18 protein-coding genes, 3 tRNA genes and 2 riboswitches are annotated in these 19,675 nt (G+C 70.8%); of the genes, 13 read left to right on the top strand and 8 right to left on the bottom strand.

What is annotated here, in order from left to right:
- From ACTHLI_RS11790 to tilS, 3 genes are all read right to left on the bottom strand, one after another.
- A partial coding sequence (locus ACTHLI_RS11790) for an ATP-dependent metallopeptidase FtsH/Yme1/Tma family protein (protein ID WP_440183767.1) occupies positions 1-957 on the bottom strand: 957 nt, incomplete at its 3' end.
- Positions 958-1,216: 259 nt separating this feature from the next.
- Positions 1,217-1,780: a hypoxanthine phosphoribosyltransferase gene (gene hpt / locus ACTHLI_RS11785; protein ID WP_440183765.1), complete on the bottom strand. Its 564-nt coding sequence runs from the start codon at positions 1,778-1,780 to the stop codon at positions 1,217-1,219.
- A 15-nt stretch (positions 1,781-1,795) separates the two neighbouring features.
- The gene (gene tilS / locus ACTHLI_RS11780; RefSeq protein ID WP_440183763.1) at positions 1,796-2,776 is read right to left on the bottom strand and encodes a tRNA lysidine(34) synthetase TilS; all 981 of its coding nucleotides are present in this window, start codon (positions 2,774-2,776) and stop codon (positions 1,796-1,798) included.
- A 43-nt stretch (positions 2,777-2,819) separates the two neighbouring features.
- Here tilS and ACTHLI_RS11775 point away from each other — a divergent pair, with 43 nt between their 5' ends.
- Positions 2,820-3,317, top strand: coding sequence for an inorganic diphosphatase (locus tag ACTHLI_RS11775; RefSeq protein ID WP_440183762.1), 498 nt, complete (start codon positions 2,820-2,822; stop codon positions 3,315-3,317).
- 325 nt (positions 3,318-3,642) lie between these two features.
- Here ACTHLI_RS11775 and ACTHLI_RS11770 read toward each other — a convergent pair whose 3' ends face one another.
- On the bottom strand, positions 3,643-5,070 hold the full coding sequence (locus tag ACTHLI_RS11770; RefSeq protein ID WP_440183760.1) for a C40 family peptidase: 1,428 nt from the start codon (positions 5,068-5,070) through the stop codon (positions 3,643-3,645).
- A complete protein-coding gene (locus ACTHLI_RS11765) occupies positions 5,060-6,277 on the bottom strand; it encodes a M23 family metallopeptidase (RefSeq protein ID WP_440183758.1) in 1,218 nt (405 codons plus the stop codon). Before ACTHLI_RS11765 ends, ACTHLI_RS11770 begins: the two co-directional genes overlap by 11 nt.
- A 300-nt stretch (positions 6,278-6,577) precedes the next feature.
- Here ACTHLI_RS11765 and ACTHLI_RS11760 point away from each other — a divergent pair.
- The 3 genes from ACTHLI_RS11760 to ACTHLI_RS11750 all read left to right on the top strand — a co-directional run bounded on the left by ACTHLI_RS11760 (position 6,578) and on the right by ACTHLI_RS11750 (position 6,859).
- A tRNA-Glu gene (locus ACTHLI_RS11760) sits at positions 6,578-6,650 on the top strand.
- Positions 6,651-6,680: 30 nt separating this feature from the next.
- Positions 6,681-6,754, top strand: a tRNA-Asp gene (locus tag ACTHLI_RS11755).
- 29 nt (positions 6,755-6,783) lie between these two features.
- Positions 6,784-6,859, top strand: a tRNA-Phe gene (locus ACTHLI_RS11750).
- Between the two features lie 320 nt (positions 6,860-7,179).
- Here the strand turns inward: ACTHLI_RS11750 and ACTHLI_RS11745 are convergent.
- From ACTHLI_RS11745 to ACTHLI_RS11735, 3 genes are read right to left on the bottom strand one after another with little or no spacing between them, the layout of a single operon-like run.
- Positions 7,180-8,403 carry an ATP-binding protein gene (locus ACTHLI_RS11745; protein WP_440183756.1) on the bottom strand — a complete coding sequence of 408 codons (1,224 nt, stop codon included), beginning with the start codon at positions 8,401-8,403 and terminating at the stop codon, positions 7,180-7,182.
- Between the two features lie 58 nt (positions 8,404-8,461).
- Positions 8,462-9,622, bottom strand: coding sequence for a tyrosine-type recombinase/integrase (locus ACTHLI_RS11740; protein WP_440183755.1), 1,161 nt, complete (start codon positions 9,620-9,622; stop codon positions 8,462-8,464).
- A gap of 4 nt (positions 9,623-9,626) precedes the next feature.
- On the bottom strand, positions 9,627-10,295 hold the full coding sequence (locus tag ACTHLI_RS11735) for a hypothetical protein (protein ID WP_440183754.1): 669 nt from the start codon (positions 10,293-10,295) through the stop codon (positions 9,627-9,629).
- 493 nt (positions 10,296-10,788) lie between these two features.
- Positions 10,789-10,850, top strand: a riboswitch (Fluoride riboswitch).
- Positions 10,851-10,889: 39 nt separating this feature from the next.
- Here ACTHLI_RS11735 and ACTHLI_RS11730 point away from each other — a divergent pair.
- The 9 genes from ACTHLI_RS11730 to ACTHLI_RS11690 all read left to right on the top strand — a co-directional run.
- On the top strand, positions 10,890-12,101 hold the full coding sequence (locus tag ACTHLI_RS11730) for an MFS transporter (RefSeq protein WP_440183752.1): 1,212 nt from the start codon (positions 10,890-10,892) through the stop codon (positions 12,099-12,101).
- Between the two features lie 235 nt (positions 12,102-12,336).
- Positions 12,337-13,251, top strand: coding sequence for an MIP/aquaporin family protein (locus ACTHLI_RS11725; protein ID WP_440183750.1), 915 nt, complete (start codon positions 12,337-12,339; stop codon positions 13,249-13,251).
- Between the two features lie 37 nt (positions 13,252-13,288).
- Positions 13,289-13,361, top strand: a riboswitch (Fluoride riboswitch).
- Positions 13,362-13,403: 42 nt separating this feature from the next.
- Complete coding sequence (locus ACTHLI_RS11720; RefSeq protein WP_440183749.1) at positions 13,404-14,975, top strand: MutS-related protein; 1,572 nt, start codon at positions 13,404-13,406, stop codon at positions 14,973-14,975.
- Positions 14,972-16,498: a MutS-related protein gene (locus tag ACTHLI_RS11715; protein ID WP_440183747.1), complete on the top strand. Its 1,527-nt coding sequence runs from the start codon at positions 14,972-14,974 to the stop codon at positions 16,496-16,498. The genes ACTHLI_RS11720 and ACTHLI_RS11715 overlap by 4 nt, the downstream gene beginning before the upstream one ends.
- Positions 16,495-17,226: a 2,3-bisphosphoglycerate-dependent phosphoglycerate mutase gene (locus ACTHLI_RS11710; protein ID WP_440183745.1), complete on the top strand. Its 732-nt coding sequence runs from the start codon at positions 16,495-16,497 to the stop codon at positions 17,224-17,226. The genes ACTHLI_RS11715 and ACTHLI_RS11710 overlap by 4 nt, the downstream gene beginning before the upstream one ends.
- A complete protein-coding gene (gene eno, locus ACTHLI_RS11705; RefSeq protein ID WP_440183743.1) occupies positions 17,223-18,503 on the top strand; it encodes a phosphopyruvate hydratase in 1,281 nt (426 codons plus the stop codon). Before ACTHLI_RS11710 ends, eno begins: the two co-directional genes overlap by 4 nt.
- Before the next feature lie 28 nt (positions 18,504-18,531).
- On the top strand, positions 18,532-19,038 hold the full coding sequence (locus ACTHLI_RS11700; RefSeq protein WP_440183741.1) for an inorganic diphosphatase: 507 nt from the start codon (positions 18,532-18,534) through the stop codon (positions 19,036-19,038).
- Between the two features lie 4 nt (positions 19,039-19,042).
- Positions 19,043-19,327 carry a DUF211 domain-containing protein gene (locus ACTHLI_RS11695; protein ID WP_440183739.1) on the top strand — a complete coding sequence of 95 codons (285 nt, stop codon included), beginning with the start codon at positions 19,043-19,045 and terminating at the stop codon, positions 19,325-19,327.
- On the top strand, positions 19,324-19,675 hold a 352-nt coding region (locus tag ACTHLI_RS11690), incomplete at its 3' end, for a hypothetical protein (protein ID WP_440183737.1). The genes ACTHLI_RS11695 and ACTHLI_RS11690, both read left to right, overlap by 4 nt.

Genomic DNA, 19,675 nt, shown 5'->3' with positions numbered 1-19,675 from the left:
CGGGTCCAGGATGTCGGGTCGGTTGGTCGCCGCGATCAGGATGACGTTCGTCTTGACGTCGAAGCCGTCCATCTCGACGAGCAGCTGGTTCAGCGTCTGCTCGCGCTCGTCGTGCCCGCCGCCGAGGCCGGCACCGCGGTGGCGGCCGACCGCGTCGATCTCGTCGCCGAAGATGATGGCCGGCGCGTTCTGCTTCGCCTGGTCGAACAGGTCGCGGACGCGGGAGGCGCCGACGCCGACGAACATCTCCACGAAGTCCGAGCCGGAGATCGAGTAGAACGGCACGCCAGCCTCACCCGCGACCGCGCGGGCGAGCAGCGTCTTGCCGGTGCCAGGAGGGCCGTACAGCAGCACGCCCTTCGGGATGCGGGCGCCGACCGCCTGGAACTTGGCGGGCTCCTTGAGGAAGTCCTTGATCTCGCCGAGCTCCTCGATCGCCTCGTCGGAGCCGGCGACGTCGCCGAACGTGACCTTCGGCGTCTCCTTCGAGACGAGCTTCGCCCGGGACTTGCCGAACTGCATGACCCGGTTCCCGCCGCCCTGCATCGAGGACATCAGGAACCAGAAGATGACGCCGATGATGAGGAACGGCAGCAGGATCGAGCCGATCGACAGCAGCCAGTTGGGCTGCGGGACCTCGTCCGTCCACTGGGTGCCGCTCTTCGCCGCGGCGTTGTCGACCGCGGTGACGATCTGCGGGCCGCGCGCGGTGACGAAGTTGAACTGGACCTGCGACCCGTTCGTGCCGTCCGCCTGCTTCAGCACCAGGTCAACGCGGTTGTCGGTGTCGACGATCTTCGCGGTCTTCACCTGGCCGTCCGAGAGGTACTTCAGCCCCTGCTCCGTCGAGACGGAGCGGAAGCCGGTGCCGGCCAGCAGGCTGCTGCCGACCCAGACGACCACGATCGCGATCACGATGTAGACGAGGGGACCGCGGAAGATGCGCTTGAGGTCCATAGTCCGCATAGGGTAACGCCCGATTTCCGCGCGTCAGGCTCCTGTTCGCCTCAGGGGGACACCCCACTTCAGGCGCACAGCCCACTCATAGGGACCGGGGTCGACCCGCACCGCGAATCAGCCCCCGTCGTGCATTTCGAAGGGGTTTCGGCGAAGAGCACCGGAGCTGCCCGGATCCACCGCGCCGAAACCCCTTCAAAACGCACCAACAGACGTACCCGACTCGAGGGCTCCCGCATCGGGTAATCGACGAGGCCGCCTACTGGTAGACGTGGGGCGCGAGCACCGCGACGTCGCGGAGGTTCCGGTACCGCTCGGCGTAGTCCAGGCCGTACCCGATCACGAACTCGTTGGGGATGTCGAAGCCGCAGTACTTCACGTCGACCCGGATCTTCACCGCGTCCGGCTTGCGCAGCAGTGTGCACACCTCGACCGACGCGGGCCCGCGGGAGCGGAGGTTCTCGACGAGCCAGGAGAGCGTGAGCCCGGAGTCGAGGATGTCCTCCACGATCAGCACGCGGCGGCCGGCGAGCTCGGTGTCGAGATCCTTCAGGATGCGCACGACCCCGGACGATCGCGTGCTCGACCCGTAGGAGCTGACCGCCATCCAGTCCATCTGCACCGGGATGCGCAGCTCCCGCGCCACGTCCGCCATCACCATCACGGCGCCCTTGAGGACGCCGACGAGCAGCAGCGGGCTGCCGTCGGAGGCGGCGGCGTCGTCCGCCTCGATCAGCCTGCAGAGCTCGGCGATGCGCTCGTGGATCCGGCGCTCGGGCAGCAGCACCTCGGCGATGTCCTGTCGGATGTCGTCGGACTCCACGCGCTTCGATCCCCCTCAGGCGCCGATGAACGCGAGTCGTCCCGCGGCGCGGACCACCCTAACGCCGGGCAGATCGACCCCCTCCTGCCCGTGCCAGTCGAAGACGAGCCGCGCGACGGCGAGCGTCTGAGCGCGGGAGAGGGCCACGCCGAACTCGTCCTCGACCGCGAGACGGATCAGGCGGTGCACGATCGCCCTGGGGTTCGCCGCGAGCGCCGCGATCGGCAGCGCGATCCCGCCCTCCGCGAGCTCGGCGAGGTCCGGGGCGAGCTCGGCGGCGATCGCGTCGAGCGCAGCGGCGTCCTCCTGCACCTGGTCGGCGGTGCGGGCGAGCGCCTCCGCGACCCCCGGGCCGATGGCCTGCTCGAGGGCCGGCAGCGCCGTCGTCCGGAGGCGGACCCGGGGATGGCGGCTCGATCCGTTCATCGGGTCGTGCCACGGCTCGAGCCCCTGGTCGGCGCAGGCCGCGAGCGTGGTCGCCCGACGGAGCGCCAGGAACGGCCGGAGGTAGGGCGGGGCCTCCACTCGCATGCCCGCGACGGCATCCGGCCCGGAGCCGCGGGCGAGCCCGAGCAGCACGGTCTCGGCCTGGTCGTCGAGCGTGTGGCCGAGGAGCACCCGCTCCGCACCCGTCTCCGCGAGCGCCGCCGCGAAGGCCGCATATCGGGCGCGCCTGGCCGCGGCCTCCGGTCCCCCTTCGGTCCCGACGTCGCCGCGGCGCCCGAGCAGGGGCGCGCGGCCGAGCGCCTCTGCCTCGGCCGCGGCCCGCCCCGCCACCTCGGCGGAGCCCGGCTGCATGGCGTGGTCGACGACGATCGCACCGATGCGCGCGTGCGCACGGGGCCCCTCGAATGCGGCGGCCGCCGCGAGTGCGAGGGAGTCCGGGCCTCCGGACAGCCCGACGAGCGCTCCCCCGGGGCCGACGGCGCCGAGCACCGCGCGCACCGCGCTCCGGGTGGAGGCGACCGCCGGCGTCAGGCGGGGCCGATCGGGCATTCGCTAACGTTATGGCCGCTCAGCACGAGGAGAGGACCTGGCCATGGCCGCGTACGACGTGATCGTCGAGATCCCCAAGGGGAGCCGCAACAAGTACGAGGTCGACCACGTGACCGGTCGCGTGTACCTCGACCGCGTGCTGTTCACCTCCTTCGTCTATCCGACCGACTACGGGTTCTTCGAGAACACGCTCGGGCTTGACGGCGACCCGGTGGACGCGCTCGTGCTGCTCGAGTACCCGGTGTTCCCGGGGGTCGGCGTGAAGGTGCGCCCCGTCGCCGTGCTGAACATGAGCGACGAGGCCGGTTCCGACGCGAAGGTCATCGTCGTGCCGCACAAGGACCCGCGCTGGCAGCACATCCAGGACGTCGCCGACCTGCCCGAGCAGACGAAGCAGGAGATCGAGCACTTCTTCCGCCGCTACAAGGACCTCGAGCCCGGCAAGTTCGTGAACATCGAGGGCTGGGGCGACGCCGCCGAGGCGGAGCGGATCGTGCAGGACGGCTTCACCCGCCTGAGCGAGACCGGCGCCGACCACTGACCCCGTCCGCCGCGGGACCCAACCGGCCCCGCGGCGCGAGTTCCGCAGCAGGTCCGTCGAGCACCTGAGCAGGCTGATCCCGCTTCAGCGGGCCAGAACACGCGCCCACAGCCTGCCCAACCGGCGTGAGCCTGCCGAAGTGCGCACCCGCCGGCCCCACCGTGCCACGCACGCCCTCCGGAGGCGGAGGCAGTGCGCACACCATCCAGCACCTCAGCAGGCTGACGTCACTTCAGCAGGCCAGAACACGCGCCCACGGCCTGCCGAACAGATTCCAGCCTGCCGAAGTGCTCGAACGGTCGCCGCGGGCGGCCCGGGCGCCGCGTCAGGAGGCGGAGGCGGTGGGACGCGCGACCGGCCCGACGCGGTCGAACGACCGCACCGGCACCTCGCGGACGGGCACGCCCGCATAGGGCGCCTCGATCATCATCCCGCTGCCGGAGTAGATGGCGACGTGGTACATGTCGCCTCCGCCGTCCGTGTAGAAGATGAGGTCGCCGACCTGCACCTGCGAGTAGGGGACGAGCTGCCCCTGCGCCCTCGCGAGGTCGTACTGCGCGGTGGCGGAGTGCCCGCCGATCCCGATGCCGACGGAGGCATACGCCATCATCGTGAGCCCCGAGCAGTCCCAGCTGTTCGGGCCTGCGCCGGCGAACTGGTACGGGTCGCCGATCTGGTCGCGGGCGAACGCGACGGCGCTGGCCGCCTGCGCACTGTTCGGCGGCCCGGCTGAGGTCGGGGCGGACGCGACCGGAGATGACGGCGCCGGGTTCTGCGAGGCGCCCGACCCGGAGGACGACCCTCCCGCTCCCGAGGAGGAGCCCGAGGACGATCCGCTCGACCCGGACGAGGACGACCCGGACGAGGACGACCCGCTCGACGAGGACCCGCTCGACCCCGACGAGGACGACCCGGAGGACGCCGTCGCGCCCGACCCGGACGACCCCGAGCCTCCGCCGCTCGGTGCCGTGCTGCCCGCGGCGTTCGCCTGCTGCGCCGCGTAGACACCGGCGGCGTACTGGGCGGCGAGCCGGGTGGAGGTGCCGCGGAGGTCCGCGAGCTGGGCGACGAGCCGGTCGGCGTGCTGCTGCTCGGCCGACACCGCCTTCGTGGCCGCCGCGACCGCCTGGTTCGCCGCGACGAGCGCCGCACGGGCGGCGGCGGCGCGCTCGGCGAGGATCTTCCCCGCCGCGTCCGCCTGCGCGCCGAGCGCCGTGGCCTCGTTCTCGTCCGCGATCGCGCCCTGCGTGATCGCCTGCGCCTGGGAGGAGAGCTGGGTGACGGTGGCGAGTCGGTGCAGGAAGTCGTCCGCGCCGTTCGCGTCGAGCATGAGCTGCAGGTCGCCGCCTCCGCCCCGCGCCACCGACGCGGCGAGCAGGCCCGCCCGCATCCTCGAGGTCCGGGCGGTCGCAGCGGCCGCGTCCGCCTGCTTCGCGAGGGCGGCGTGCCGCTCGCGTGCCGTGTCCTCCGCGAGCTGCGCGCGGTGGAAGCGTTCGGCGGCGATCGACGCGGTGCGGCCGGCGGCATCCGCCTTGCTCTGGAGGTCGCCGATCAGCGACGTGATGCGCGTGCTCTCCGCCTCCGCGGCCGCCTTGTCGGCCTTCGCGCGCTGCACCTCCGCCCAGCTCGGATAACCGGGGGAATCGGCGAGCGCCGCCGGGGTGACGAACGTGGCCGCGACGGCGCCGAGCGTGACGGCGCCGACGACGCCGAGCGCCGCGTCCCGCCTCCGGCGCGGATCCTCAGGAGCCAAGGATGATCCCCCTCGCCGCCATGAAGGGCTGCGCGTTGACCGCGACCTCGTTCAACCGGACCTCGAAGTGCAGGTGCGGGCCGGTCGCGGCGCCCGTCATCCCCACCGAGGCGATGTTCTGCCCTGCGGACACCTGCTGCCCCACCTTGACGAAGATGCCGCCGGGCCGGATGTGCGCGTACCCGGTCTGGATGCCGTCCCCGTCGTTGATCTCGATCCAGTACCCGTAGGTGCCGAACCACCCGGCGTAGACCACCGTGCCCGAGTGGGCCGCGTAGATGGGACTCCCGTACGGCACCCCGATGTCGGTGCCGCGATGGAAGAAGTTCGCGCCGGCGGGCTGATCGGGCCGAGGGCCGAACACGCCCGTGATCGGGCCCGCACCCGCCGGGTTCGCCCATCCGGCACCGTTGACCGAGTGCCCGGCCCCGGCGGCCTGCGCGGCCTTCCGCGCGGCGACCCCGGCCTGGTACTTGCGCGCGACGGAGTCGGAGGTCGCCTGCAGCGCGTCGAGCCGAGCCTGCAGCTCGACCTGCTGGGCCTGCTGGGCCTGCAGCTTGGCGTTCGCGTCGGCGCTCGCCTGCACGGCCGCCTGGAACGCGACGCGCGCCTGCTCCTTGAGGCCGACGAGCTCGTTCTTCACCTGCTGCATCTGCGCCTGGGTCGCCGCCGCCGCGTTCTTCGCGGCCGCGGCCTCGTCGGCGATCGCGCTGTTCGACTCGGTGAGCTTCGACAGGCTCCCGAGCCTGGCGAGGAAGTCGCTCGCGCTCGCGTCCGTGCCGGACAGCAGGAGGGTCGTCTCGAGGTCGGCGCCTCCGGTCCGCGACAGCTGCGCGGCGAGCTGCCCCGCGCGCTGCTTGGCCGCGGCTGCGCGCTGCTCGTCGGCCTTGACCTGCTGCTGGATGGTCTGCAGCCGCTCGTTGGCGGTGTCGACCTTGGCCTGCGCGGACTGGTACTCGCCGCCGCGCTGCTCCGCGACCTGCTGCGCCGCGTCGGCCGCGGCCTGCGAGGCGGCCAGCAGCTTCTTGAGCTTGTCGATCTCCGCGGCCTTGGCCTTGACGTTCGCGCGCGCCTTCAGCACGTCGTTCCAGCTGGGGTATCCGTCCGCGTGCGCGGCGAGGGGCGCGCCGACCAGCCCGGCGGCGCCGGCGGCGCCGAGCGCGATCAGCCCGCGACGGAGCACGAGACGACGTGACAGGTCGACCATCGGCACCTCCCGCGCACAGGCCGCGACGGGCCGGTGGGCCGCGGCGACCGGCAGGCTAACCCGGTGCCCGCGGATACCCGGGCAGGGATCGCCGTGTGGCGCGCCTCCGGCTCCGCTCCCCGTTCGCGCCCCGCATCGCCCTCTCCGGGCGTGATGTCGCATCCCGGGCGTCGATCGACGCCCCGATCGCCAGATCACGCCCGGACTCCGCCCGCGTCCGCTCCGACCGGGGCTGCGTTTCGTCATCGTCCCCGGATCGCGTATGCTCTTCCCCCGGTGAGCCCGGCGACGGGGGACTCCGGCCCCATCGTTTAGCGGCCTAGGACACCGCCCTTTCACGGCGGCAGCACGGGTTCGAATCCCGTTGGGGTCACGATCCCGGCGGGCGGATTCACCACAGCAAGGCCCTGTAGCGCAGTTGGTTAGCGTGCCGCCCTGTCACGGCGGAGGTCGCGGGTTCAAGTCCCGTCAGGGTCGCGAAGGATGCGGCGAGAGCCGCGTTCCTCGGCTCTGTAGCTCAGTTGGTAGAGCGTTCGACTGAAAATCGAAAGGTCACCGGATCGACGCCGGTCGGAGCCACCACTGAAACCCCCGGTCAGCCGGGGGTTTTTCTTTTGCCTGGCGCTTCAGATCCGCTGATCCAACCCTTTTGGCCACATTTTGGCCACATCTCAACGATGTGTCGTGTGATCCAGCGACATCCGGAGAGGGCGCAGCCAGTCGAAGGGCGTGGAGCGGTCGGCCCGCTGGCCACGCGCGTGTGGCCAAACTGTGGCCACTGCCAAAGTGGTTACAGGGCAGTCGTGGCTCACGCAACAGCCGCGGCGGGAGATCCATGAACGTCCGACTTCGCTCGCAGCAGCCCACAACCACTGCTCAAGTCTTCGTGGGCGCCTGGTGCGCTAGCGATCCGAGAGCGAGCGTCGGCGCTGGACGTCGGGGACGACGAGCTTCGGGACCGCGCGCTTCATGAACTTGTCGAACTCTGGGACGGTGAATGCGGCGTACCCGTGCTCCGGGGTGAACAAGAGCCCCATGTCGATGAGCTCTGCTCGGGTGGGACCGAGTTGGGTCGACTCCCGGTTCATGATGCGGGCGACGTCGCCCGCCTTTTGAGGTTCGGGCCCCAACTCGGCCATAGCGCGCATGTAAGCGGTCTGCAACGGTGTCGAACGGTCCAGCCGGACCCGGAAGAACGAGCTGTCGAGTTTCGCCTCGTAGGCCTCGCGAGCGACCACGACGTCCGCCCGGGTGATCCGATCCAGCTCAGCCACTCCCCACACCTGATAGCCGAGTTCCTGAAGGAAATACGGGTAGCCCTTGGTGATCTCCAATGCGAGGTCGAGAGCCTCCGCCTCGAACAAGACCTCCTCGGCCAGCGCAGGCTCGCTCAGTGCCAGCCGCGCATCCTCGTCGCTGAGTGAATCGATCTTCGGGAACTTGAACAGGCGCTCGGCATAGGACTTGGCATCGCCGGCGAGTTCAGCGATCTGCGGCAGTCCAGCCCCGACGAAGGTGATCGGCAACTTCCGTTGCACGGTCTTGTGGATCGCCTGGATGAGCGCCTCCAGTTGCGGTGCGCGGAGGAACTGCACCTCGTCGACCAGCAGTGCGAGACCACTGCTCTGCTCGCGCGCGACTTCACCGATCGCGACGAACACGTCGGTGAGGTCGAGCCCGAGGTCGCCGTGGTCGGCGTAACCCTCAGCAGGATCGACATCCCACGTTACGGACCACGTGCCGTCCTGATTGATCGACAGGGCGAAGGAGCTCAGAGCCGCGGCAGCACGCCGCCCTCGGTCGGTCCACCGAGCTCGCGGCGAGAGCCGAAGGAGAGCGGCACGGAGCTGCGAGAACATCATCTGGCGGAAGCGGGTGTCGTCGTGCTTGCGCGCTTCGAGCTCGACGACCTCCCAGCGCGACTCCCGCGCGATGTCGCCGAACTCGTTGAGCAGCACCGTCTTGCCGACGCCCCGGAGGCCGGTGATGATCATCGACTGCTCAGTCCGCCCCATCGACAGCCGCCGGAGTAGGACCTTGAATGCGGTCGTCTGCTCCTCCCGCCCGACCACGAACTCCGGCGCGGCGCCGGCGTTCGGCGTGTAGGGGTTCCTGACGCTGTCCATCGAGTCCTTACCGGTTTTATCCCAGTTTAGCCAAATCGGATAAAGCTGCCCCAACAACCTAAAGCCTCAGCGTGTCGGAGAGCTGCGTGCAGTCGAAGAGCGTCGGCCCCGGTCCGGACGATCGCGTCGTGACAGCCGCCTTGCGGGCCTGCCGATCGAGCGCGGTGGCGACGGAGTCGAGGTCGTCGTCGAACAGGTCCGCGTAGACGTCGAGTGTCATCGCCGCGGATGCGTGGCCGAGCATCCGTTGCACGGCCTTGACGTTCGCGCCGGCACTGATCGCGAGGCTTGCTGCGGTGTGCCGCAGGTCGTGCATGGTGATGACGGGGAAGTCGGGATCAGTTTCCCGCAGCCGGCCGAGCGCGGGCTCGAAGAAGCGCGGTCGGAAGTTGGTGCCTCGCAGCACGCCGCCGTCCGTGCCGGTGAAGACGAGGTCTTCACGTGCTTTCTCCGCCGCCCGAACCGAGAGCGGCCCGACAAGGAGCGAGGGGAAGGGCACCGATCGCCGCTCGTGCGTCTTCGGCGTGCCCCAGATGAGCTGCCCGCGCGGTTCGGACACCGCCTCCTCGACCTCGATTCGGCGCTTGGCGAGGTCGAGGTTCTTCACGCGCAGCGCAGCCATCTCACCCCACCGCAGACCCGTGTAGGCGAGGAACAGCGCGACGTCCCCCTGCTCTCCGAGTTCAGCGACGAGGGCCGCGACCCGCTCGTGCGACAGGTAGCCGTGACGCCGCTTGACGATGCGAGGGAGCCGGATGTCGTCGCAGGGGTTGCGCGACAGGCGTCCGTCACGGATCGCGAACTTCATCACCCCCGACAGCGCCAGGTGCGTCTGCCGGACAGCCGAGGGCCCGAGCGAGGAGGAGAGCGTGGTCACCCACGTCTGCACGTCAGAGTGGGCGACGTCCGCCAGTCGCGTCCGACCCCACCGCGGCAGGATGTGCTTCTCGATGGCGTGGCGGTAACCGGACAGCGTCGTCGGCTTCACCTGCACCTGGGCTCGCAGCCACTCCTGCGACCACTCCCCGACGGTCACCCTCGACCGGGATGCGTCTACCCACTCGCCGCGGAGCTTGGCGACCTCGACTCCGGCCAGGTAGTCCTCGGCCTCGCGCTTGGTGCGGAAGCCCCGCTTCTGGGTATCGCGGCGATCCGGGGTCCGGTACCGGACGCGATACCGCTTCCCCGAGCTCGTCGCGTAGCTCTCGACGGATCCCATCTCGTCAGCGAACCCGTGACTCCGCGGTGACGAGCCAGACGGGCAGCTCGTCCTCCGGCCACAGCCCCGATCGGTCGTAGACCTCGCGGACGGCGACGCGGTCGGCGATCGATCGCCCGGTGGGCGACGACCGCAGCGCGTCGCGGACGGCGCGGGCGCTCTCGGCGTTGCAGAGGTATGTGACCATGCTGACGTCGCCCATGTCGAGCCGGTGCCGGAACGAGTTGAAGATCTGCGCGTAGCGCGGCATCCGCTTCCCGGTGAGCTCCACCTCGATCAGTTCGATCCAGCCCGGTGCCAAGGCTGCGCCATCGGCCTGGTGACGGCCCGCGTAGGCGGGCTTGTCGTCGCGCTGCCACGCGTACCCCGCCGCCGCGTATCGGGCTGACGCGGCCGCGACGGCGACCTCGTGCCGGGTCGTCTGCCGGTACAAGCCCGGCTTCGACAACCCGATCCCCTGATAAGTGCCCCACACCAGCGACCCGCCCGCGCCGCCGAGCTGCGCCCGATCCACCATCCCGGCGGTCTTCATCCGCGCACACCACATCTGCGCCCGCCGCGTCGACACCGGTCCCTGATCCCCATTCAGAGCGCCGAGCACCCACCGCACCGATTGCACATTCGCGATCCGCACGATCGAGAACCAGACCAGCACCTGTTCATCCCGCGGCATCACCCACACCGTCGGATCTCCGCCATCGAACGTCCGCACCATTCCGCCACGTCCTCCCTGAACCGTCCCCGTTCACCCGCACGAGAACACCGCCCACCGACAGCACCACCACTACGCCGAAATCACCACCCACCGTCAGTTCATGTGACACCACGACACAATCGGTCCGATTCCTCCCCCACACATGCCCTGCTCCTGTCCCTCCCTTGCTTCCACCCCCACTGCCCTTGTCTTGCCCTGTCCTGGCCTGCCACCTGTACTTCCGAACCACCCTCAGTCAGCAACGCTTTACTGCTGAGTGAGGGTGGTTCGGAAGCCGCATCGCGGAGGTGGCAGGCCAGGACAGGGCAAGACGCCCGAAACCCCTCGCCACCCCCATCACCCCGAACGACGACCCCGACGACGGGCTCGCCGAGGGGTCCGTGCTGCACTGCCGGACGGCTCTGGTCGCACACGGTCGACAGTCGGCACCCACCCGCGCATAGGTAGGGTCCGACTCAGAGGCGATGACGCTCGCCTGAAGCACTCCCTGGAGTTGATGGCGCCTACCCGAAGAGATTCCGTGTGGGCGGATCGTTCGCGGTGAGGAGCAGCATGAAGAAGCGCAGCCCGTCGGCGAAGTGGTACACGGCTGGAATCGGCGGTGTCGGCCTCGCCAGCTTGTTCTCGGACTCCAGCCACGAGATGGTGACGTCGCTGCTGCCGACGTTCCTCACGAGCACGCTGCACGCCTCCGCGGGTGCACTCGGCCTCATCGAAGGCCTTTCGGACGCCCTGACCGGTGTCATGAAGCTCGCCGGCGGTCCGCTCGCGAACGACCCGAAGCGTCGCGGTCGACTCGCGGCAGGCGGCTACGTCGGCACGGCGCTCGCCACCGCCGCGATCGGGCTGACCGCGACCGTGTGGCAGGCCGGCGTCCTCCGCGCCATCGCGTGGATGTCGCGCGGCCTCCGCTCTCCGGCGCGCGACGCGATGCTCGCCTCGCTGGCCCGCGAAGAGCACTACGGCAAGGCCTACGGCCTCGAGCGCGCCGGGGACAACCTCGGTGCGGTCGTCGGACCGCTGCTCGCGTCGCTCCTCGTCGGTCTGGTCGGCGTCCGGGGCGCCATGCTGGTGTCGGTCCTGCCGGGGCTGCTCGCGGCGGCCGCCATCACGGTCGCGGCCCGCGAGGCGACCCGCCTCGCCGGTCAGGCCAAGGAGCGCGTCCGGTTCGATCTTCGGGCGCTCCGGGAAGCCGGGCTCCTGCGACAGCTGCTCCCGATCGCCTTCTTCGAGTTCGGCAACATCGCCACGACCCTGCTCATCCTGCGGGCGACGCAGCTACTCGCGACCGACGGCCGCTCCCTGACCGCCGCGACGGTGCTGGCGATCATCATCTACGCCGCGCACAACGCCTTCGGGGCGCTGGTCGCGTACGTCGGCGGCCGATGGATCGACCGGGTCGGGCCACGAATCGTCTTCGGCTGCGGGGCCCTGCTCTACGTCTTCGCCTATGCGGCGTTCGCCGCCTCGTTCCGCTCCTGGCTCTGGTTGCTGCTGGCGTTCATCGCCGCGGGCGCAGCGATCGGCCTCGCCGAGACGGCCGAATCGACGCTCGTGGCCCGAGTCGTGCCGGATGCCCTGCGCGGCAGCGGCTTCGGCTTCCTGGGTGGTGTGCAAGCGCTCGGCGATTTCGTCTCGACCGCGGTGGTGGGCCTCCTGTACGCGGCGGTCTCCCCGAGCGTCGGATTCCTCTATGCCGCTGCGTGGATGGTCCTGTCGCTCATAGCCCTTGGGGTGAGCCGTCGGCGGAGAATGGCCGGCTGACTCTGATCTCGGCGTTCGCTCGGCTCCGCAACCGCTGCAGATGTGCACTGTCCTTGGGTCAGCCCGCCGCGGTCGCGCCGACGGGATGTCGTGGGGGAGCCCGACGATCAGGTGTTCCCCCGCGTTCTCAGCGGAGTCTCCGAATTCGGGTGTCGACTTCCGCTTCGGGTTGCGGGCGACGGAGCAACGAGGCGACACCGAGCCCTGACTGGTGAGCGATCACACGGAGGCGGGCGTGAGCGATCGAGGGAGAACGCAGCAGGCCCCGTCCGAGCGCGGCCTGTTCGGCGGGAACGCCCTGCAGCTGCGGCGACGGAACGTGGACGCGAGCAGCGACTTGTCCGGGATGGCCGAAGCCGACCCCGGCAGCCGACCCACCTTGCTCGGAGAGCTGATCACGGAGGGCTTCGGCTCCATGGTGCTCGGGCTGTTCGGTCTCGGGGTCGTCGCGCAGGTCGTCGTCTCCAAGAACGGGCTCGGAGGGCATGACAGCATCTCGTGGGCGTGGGGCATCGGCGTGACCCTCGGCATCTTCGTCGCCGGTGCGACCACGGGCGCCCACCTCAATCCCGCAGTCACCCTCGCGGTGACGCTCTTCCGAGACTTCCCGGCGCGCAGGGCGCTCCCCTACATGACAGCGCAGGTGATCGGCTTCTTCATCGCCGCGCTGATCGTTCGGATCGACTACAGCAGCGGGCTCGACGCGGTCGACCCGCACCACACCCTGGCGACCCAGGGCGTCTTCTCCACACTGCCCGGCAACGGTGACGCGGCGCTCGACGTGAGCATCTGGCTCGCTCTGTTCGACCAGATCGTGGGCACCGCGATCCTGCTCTTCCTCGTCTTCGCGATCACCGAACCCGGCGCGGCCGGACCGTCGCCCGGCCTGACCGCGATCGCCGTGGGCCTGGTGGTGGTCGGGATCGGCATGGCGTTCGGCACCGATGCCGGTTACGCGATCAACCCGGCCCGCGACTTCGGACCCCGGCTACTCGAATGGCTCACCGGGTACGGGAGCGCGTGGGTCGATCAGACCGGCGAACCCTACTTCTGGGTACCGATCGTCGGCCCGTTCATCGGCGGGGCCATCGGCGGCGGCCTGTACAAGGCCACCGTGGCACGGGGCCTGCCGCTCTCCCCCGCGTCGTGAACGGCCTCCCAGCGGCGCACGGATGTGCGTGCGCTATACAGGCGGTGGCGATGGAGCTCGCCAGGACCTGACGTCCGAACCGCCGCGAGGCTGATAGCACCTGATCACGATCGGAGTGACAGGTGACCCTTGAGCACGCCTCGACGACGGCCATGCCAACGACTGCGGCGTTCGGTGATCTCCTCGCCCCCTCGGCGCGGCCGTCCTTCGCCGAGACCATCGATGTGGATTCGCTCCACGACCTGGCCCTCGACCAGGTCCTGGACTCGATGCAGCGGACGGTGACGGACCCGGCGGCGCTGGCCGACGTGTTCCGTCGCCCCCTGCACGACGTCGATGCGGTGCGGTATCGACAGGGCGTGTTCGCCGCGCTGGAGCACACGGGAGTGCGTTCCGCGGTCAGCAGGTTCGTCGACGCGTTGGTGGCGGTGCGCAGCGTGGAGCGCGACGCGGGGCGGAGTCGATATCCGCTGCAGCAGGCGCGCCTGCATCTCTCCGCCGTGCTCGGGTACTGCGAGGCGGTGCACGCGCTGGCGCAGGACCTGCTTGCGGCGCTGGACGCGGCGGAGGTCAAGTCCATCGGACTCCGCGGCTTCGCCGAGCACGCGGACCGGCTCCGGCAGTCGCCGCCGTTCCGGCGGCTCGAACAACGCGCTCGCGAGCTCGACGCTGACTGGGGATCGATCCTCTTCGCGCTGCTGATCCGTGACGGCACCCTGCACGTGGCGCCCTTCGACGACGAGGCCTCGCTCGAGGACGAGGTCGACCGCGTCTTCGAACGATTCCGGAGGGGGCAGGTCGAAGACCACCACAGCCGGCTCCGGCAGGACCAGACGCTCGACCACATCCAGGCCTGGATCCTCGACGCCGTCGGCGCGCTCAAGCCCGACGTCCTGCAACCGCTCATGGCCTGGTCGCAGGAGACCCCCGACTTCGTCGACGACGTGCTCGCCCGCAGCGTCGCGCAGTCGGAGTTCTACTTCGCGTACCTGGACCTCGTCGCTCCGCTGCGCGCCGCGGGCCTGCACCTCACCTGTCCGGACGTCTCGCTCGAGCACCGGCGTCTGGAGCTGCAGGACGTGTTCGATCTCCCCCTGGCCCGGGCGCGGGTGGCCGACGGCGCGCGCGTGGTGACGAACGATCTCGCGCTGCGGGACGGCGAGTCCGCCCTCGTCATCACCGGGCCGAACCAGGGCGGGAAGACGACCACAGCCCGGCTCATCGGCCAGGTGCACCATCTCGCCGCGCTCGGCTGCCCGGTGCCCGGTTCGTCGGCGCGACTGCGTCTCCCGGACCGGGTCATGACCTGCTTCGACCGGGCGGAGCGGTTGGAGACGCTCGAGGGGCGGATGGGGGAAGAGGTGCAGCGGATCCGCACGGTCCTGGACCGCGCCACAGCGAACACCGTCGTGATCCTCAACGAGGTCTTCTCCTCGACCGCGCTGCGGGACGCGACGGTGATCAACCGCGAGGTGCTCACCCGGCTGCTCGACGTGGGCGCCCTCACGGTCTGCGTCACGTTCATCGACGAGCTGTCCCGCCTCGATCCTGCGATCGTGAGCCTCGTCGCGGCGGTCGACCCGGACGACCCCGCGGTGCGGACCTTCAAGCTCGAGCGCCGGCGCGCGGACGGTCGCGCCTACGCGGAGGCCCTGGCGCACAAGCACGGACTCACCCGGGACCGACTGCGCGAGCGCATCGCCGGGGCGGAGGGGACCCGATGATCACCGTCCAGCTGCTCGCCGCGGACCGCGACCTCGATCTCGACGCGACCGTTCCTCCCGGGGTCGCCGACACCGAGCGCGACCTCGAGCTCCCGCGGCTCTGGGACGCCATGGCCGACGGCGACGACTTCCTCCGCGATGTCGCCCGAGCCGTCGTGCTGCACCCGCTCGGCTCCGCCCAGGAGGTCGGATACCGGCAGGACGCGCTCGCGGACTGCCTTCGAGCTCCCGAGCAGGTCGCAGAGCTCTACGACTTCGCCCTCCGCGCGCAACTGGCCGGACGGGACGACCTGCTCTTCGGCCTCGGCAGGACCAGCCCCGACGCGCTCCTGCGTCGATCGGTGCGCATCCTGCAGAAGCTGCTCCCCCTCCTCGCCGAGCTCCGGCAGTGGACCCAGGCGAACGCGACGACCTTCCCCTCCGCGGCGTTCCAGCGGTTCTTCCGCGGTCTCGCCGCCGACCTGCCGGACGAGTACCTCGCCGATCTCGAGCACCTCCTCCGTCGACTCGAACTCCGCCAGGGCCTCCTGCTCAGCGCAGCGATCGGTCCGCTCGGGGCGGTGACGGGCACGACGATCAGGACGCCGCGAGACGAGAACCGTCACCTGCTCTCGCGGGTGCCGCTCGCGCGTCCCGTCGCCTCGTACACGATCCCGGAGCGGGACCAGGCCGGATTCGATGCGCTGTCCGAGCTGGAGGACCGGGCACTGGACGGGATCGCCAACGCTGCCGCGCAGGCGCTGGACCACGTGCTGGGCTTCTTCGCGGCGGTTCGCCGCGAGGTCGCGTTCTTCCTCGGAGCGATCAACCTCACGAGGCGGCTTCGCGAGCTCAGCGTCGCGCAGGCGCGCCCGGAGGTCCAGGACGGCGGCCCGCTCGAGGCGCACGGACTCGTCGACCCCTGTCTTGCGCTGCGCGCCTCCACCGCCCCGGTGGGCAACGATCTCGCGCTGCCCGGCGACGCGCTCCTCGTGATCACCGGAGCGAACCGCGGAGGGAAGTCGACGTTCCTCCGCGCGCTGGGCGTCGCCCAGCTCATGGCGCAGGCCGGCTTGCCCACCGCCGCTGACTCGCTTCGGATCCCGTGCGTCGGAGCCGTGCTGACGCACTGGAGCCGGGAGGAGGACGACGCCCTCGAGCATGGCAAGCTCGATGAGGAGCTCGACCGCATGGCCCGTCTCGCCGAGCAGCTGCGACCGGGCGACCTGCTTCTGTCTAATGAGTCCTTCTCCTCCACGAACGAGAGCGAAGGGTCCGACATCGGGGAACAGGTGATGACCGCGCTGCTCGACGCCGGCGTCCAGGTCCGGCTGGTGACGCACCTGTTCGATCTCGCCTCTCGGCTCCGCGCGGACCGGCCGGACGCGGTCTTCCTCCGCGCGCCCCGCTCCGTCGACGGCGAGGCGACGTTCCGCCTCGAGCGCGGCGACCCGCGGCCGACGAGCTTCGGCGTCGACCTGTTCGATCGGACGTTCGGCACCCACCTCGCGGAGCGGCCCGCTGCATCCGCGGCACCGTCGTGACACCCGGGACGCTCGTCCTCCTCCGCCACGGAGAGAGCACCGGCAACCGGGACCGGATCTTCACGGGCATGCTCGACGTGCCCCTCACGGAGCGCGGACGAATCGAGGGGCGGCGCGCCGGCGAGCTGCTCCGCGCCGCCGGGATCGACCCGGACCTCATCCTCACCTCCGCGATGCGGCGCGCGCGGGAGACCGTCGACGCACTGGGGGGCACCCACCCGACGCCCGTCGTCGATGCGCGGTTGAACGAGCGGAACTACGGGGCGCTCACCGGTCGCACGAAGCAGGAGGTGCGGGAGGCCGAGGGTGAGGCCCGGTTCCTCCAGTGGCGGCGTTCGTACGCCGTCGCCCCGCCTCCGATGACCGCGGGGCAGCGCGCGGCGCTGCTCCCGCGCAGCGCGCCCGGCTCCGCGGAGCTCGGCCTGACCAAGTCCCTGCACGACGTCGTCGACCGCGTCGCGCGGCTCGTGGACGAGCCGCTGCGTCCGCTCCTGGCAGCCGGGCGGTGCGTCCTGGTGGTCGCGCACGGGAACTCCCTCCGGGCGCTCTGCATGATCCTCGACCGGCTCAGCCCGTCCGCCGTGGCCGCCCTGAACCTGCCGACCGGGTTCCCCCTGCAGTACCGGCTCGACGACGACCTCCGACCGCTCATCCCGGGCGGCACGTACCTCGCCCCCGCCGCCGCCGCACTGGCCGCGGAACGCATCCGACAAGAAGGTGGCACATGACCGACACGAACCCGATCCGCATCGATTCCGCGACCGCACGACCGATCCTGGACTCCCGTGGCTGGCCGACCATCGAGGTGACGCTGACCGCCGGGACCGCCGACGCGACGGCGTCCGCCCCGGCCGGGGCGTCCACCGGCGAGCACGAGGCCGTCGAGCTGCGGGACGGCGGCGAGCTATGGAGCGGCCGCGGCGTCGATCACGCGGTCCGCATGACGCAGACCGAGGTCGGCGACCTGCTCACCTCCAGGGACTGGGTGACCCTGCCCGAGCTCGACACCGCGCTCACCACCCTCGACGGCACGGAGAACCTGGCGCGCATCGGGGCGAACACCGCGGTGGCCGTGTCGATCGCGGCCACGCGGCTCTTCGCCCACAGCGCCCAGCTGCCCCTGCACGCCTGGATCGCGCAGCAGAGCGGGGCACGACCGGTGATCCCGGTCCCCCACTTCAACGTCCTGAACGGCGGCGCGCACGCAGCGAACGACCTCGCTTTCCAGGAGTTCATGATCGCGCCCGTCGGCGCCGCCGACATCGCCGCAGCGGTGGAGTCCGGCGCTGCCGTCTACCACGCGCTCGCGGCTCTCATCCGCCACCGCTACGCCAGCACCGGCCTCGGCGACGAGGGTGGATTCGCACCGCCGCTCTCGGACCCTCGAGAAGCGCTCGACCTGCTCGTCGAGGCGATTCAGCAGGCCGGACACCGCGCCGCGCTCGACGACATCGCGATCGCCCTCGATCCCGCGGCCAACGGCTTCTCCACCGGCCCCGGCCGGTACACCTTCTCCGGTCGCGAGCTCGACCGCGAGACGCTGGTCGCCTACTACCGCGACCTCGTCGCCACCTACCCGATCCGGAGCATCGAGGACGGCTTCGCCGAGGACGACCACGAGGGGTGGGGCCTCCTCTTCCAGGCCCTCGGCGACGACCTCGAGCTCGTGGGCGACGACCTGTACGTGACCGACGCGGCGCGGATCGCCGACGGCGCCCGCGCCGGGCTGTCGAACGCCGCGCTCATCAAACCGAACCAGATCGGCACCGTCTCCCGAACGCTCGCGGCCATCGCCACCGCGCGGTCCAACGGGATGCAGGCGATGGCATCGCACCGGTCCGGCGAGACGCTCGACCCCTTCATCGCCGACCTTGCGGTCGGCACCGGGATCGGTCGGATCAAATCGGGCGCACCCGCACGCGGCGAACGGGTCGCCAAGTACAACCGACTCACCCGACTCGCCGCCGCCGACCCCACGCTCGGCTTCGGCCTCGCCCCCGCCTGAACCCACCGCTGCACGAGGAGACCCGCACATGAACGAAGCCGTGCTCGACGTCACCATCGAGATCCCGGCAGGGGGAAGGAACAAGTACGAGATCGACCATCGCACGGGTCGGGTCCGGCTCGACCGCACCCTGTTCACCGCCATGACCTACCCGGCCGACTACGGCTACATCGAAGGCACCCTCGGCAAGGACGGCGACCCCCTCGATGCACTGGTCCTGCTCGACGAGCCCGTCTTCCCGGGGGTCGGGGTCGATGCGCGACCCGTCGGCGTGCTGGACATGAGCGACGAGAACGGGCAGGACGACAAGATCATCGCCGTCCCCGCGCACGATCCCCGGTGGGCGTCGGTGCGGGACGTGGAGGACGTACCCGAGCTGACGCTCGCCCGCATCCGGCACTTCTTCACCCACTACAAGGAGCTCGAACCGGGCAAGACCGTCGAGGTCCACGGCTTCCGCGGTCGGGCCGCCGCCGCGGCCATCGTCGCCGAAGCCATGCATGCGCACCGTGCGACGCAGCAGTACGAGAGTTGAGCCGATGCCCATCCGACGCCTCGTGCTCGATGTCGACAAGGTCGTGCGCCACCCGGACATGGTGACGCTCGCCCGCGCCATGGAGTCCGTCCCCGGGGTGCAAGCGGTCAATATCACCGTCAACGAGATCGACGTCGAAACGATCGGCACCATCGTCACCGTCGTCGGCGACGACATCGACTCCGAGCGGCTCTTCACCGCGATCTCGAACGAGGGCGCCGTACTGCACAGCATCGACGAGGTCGTGGTCGGCGACCAGCTCCTCGATCCCGTCCCACGGCGGCGATGAGCGCGAGGTCCCGCCTCCCCCTGCTTCCCCTCGCACTCGGTATCACCGACGGCATCCTGAACGCTCTCACCCTCGGCGCCGGCGCGGTGCTCCGCGGCGCCGGGGGCATCGACTTCGGTCTGGCGCTCCGCGTCGGTGTCGCCGCGCTCGTGACCGCGGGGTTCACGATGTTCGTCGCGGACTACGCAGCGCGCCGCGAGGACTTGGTCCGCGCGGCGCGCGAGCTCAACCTGACCGAACCCGGGCGGGGCGCGGGCCGCCGACGCGTGGGCGGGCGCGCCGCGGAGGGCGCCCGGGGCGGTGGGGGTGGGCGCCGGGGGGCGGCGGGAGGTCGCCGGGGGGCGCCCG

Source organism: Amnibacterium sp., assembly GCF_051956055.1.
GTDB lineage: Bacteria > Actinomycetota > Actinomycetes > Actinomycetales > Microbacteriaceae > Amnibacterium.
This window is presented reverse-complemented; position numbering and strand designations above follow the sequence as displayed.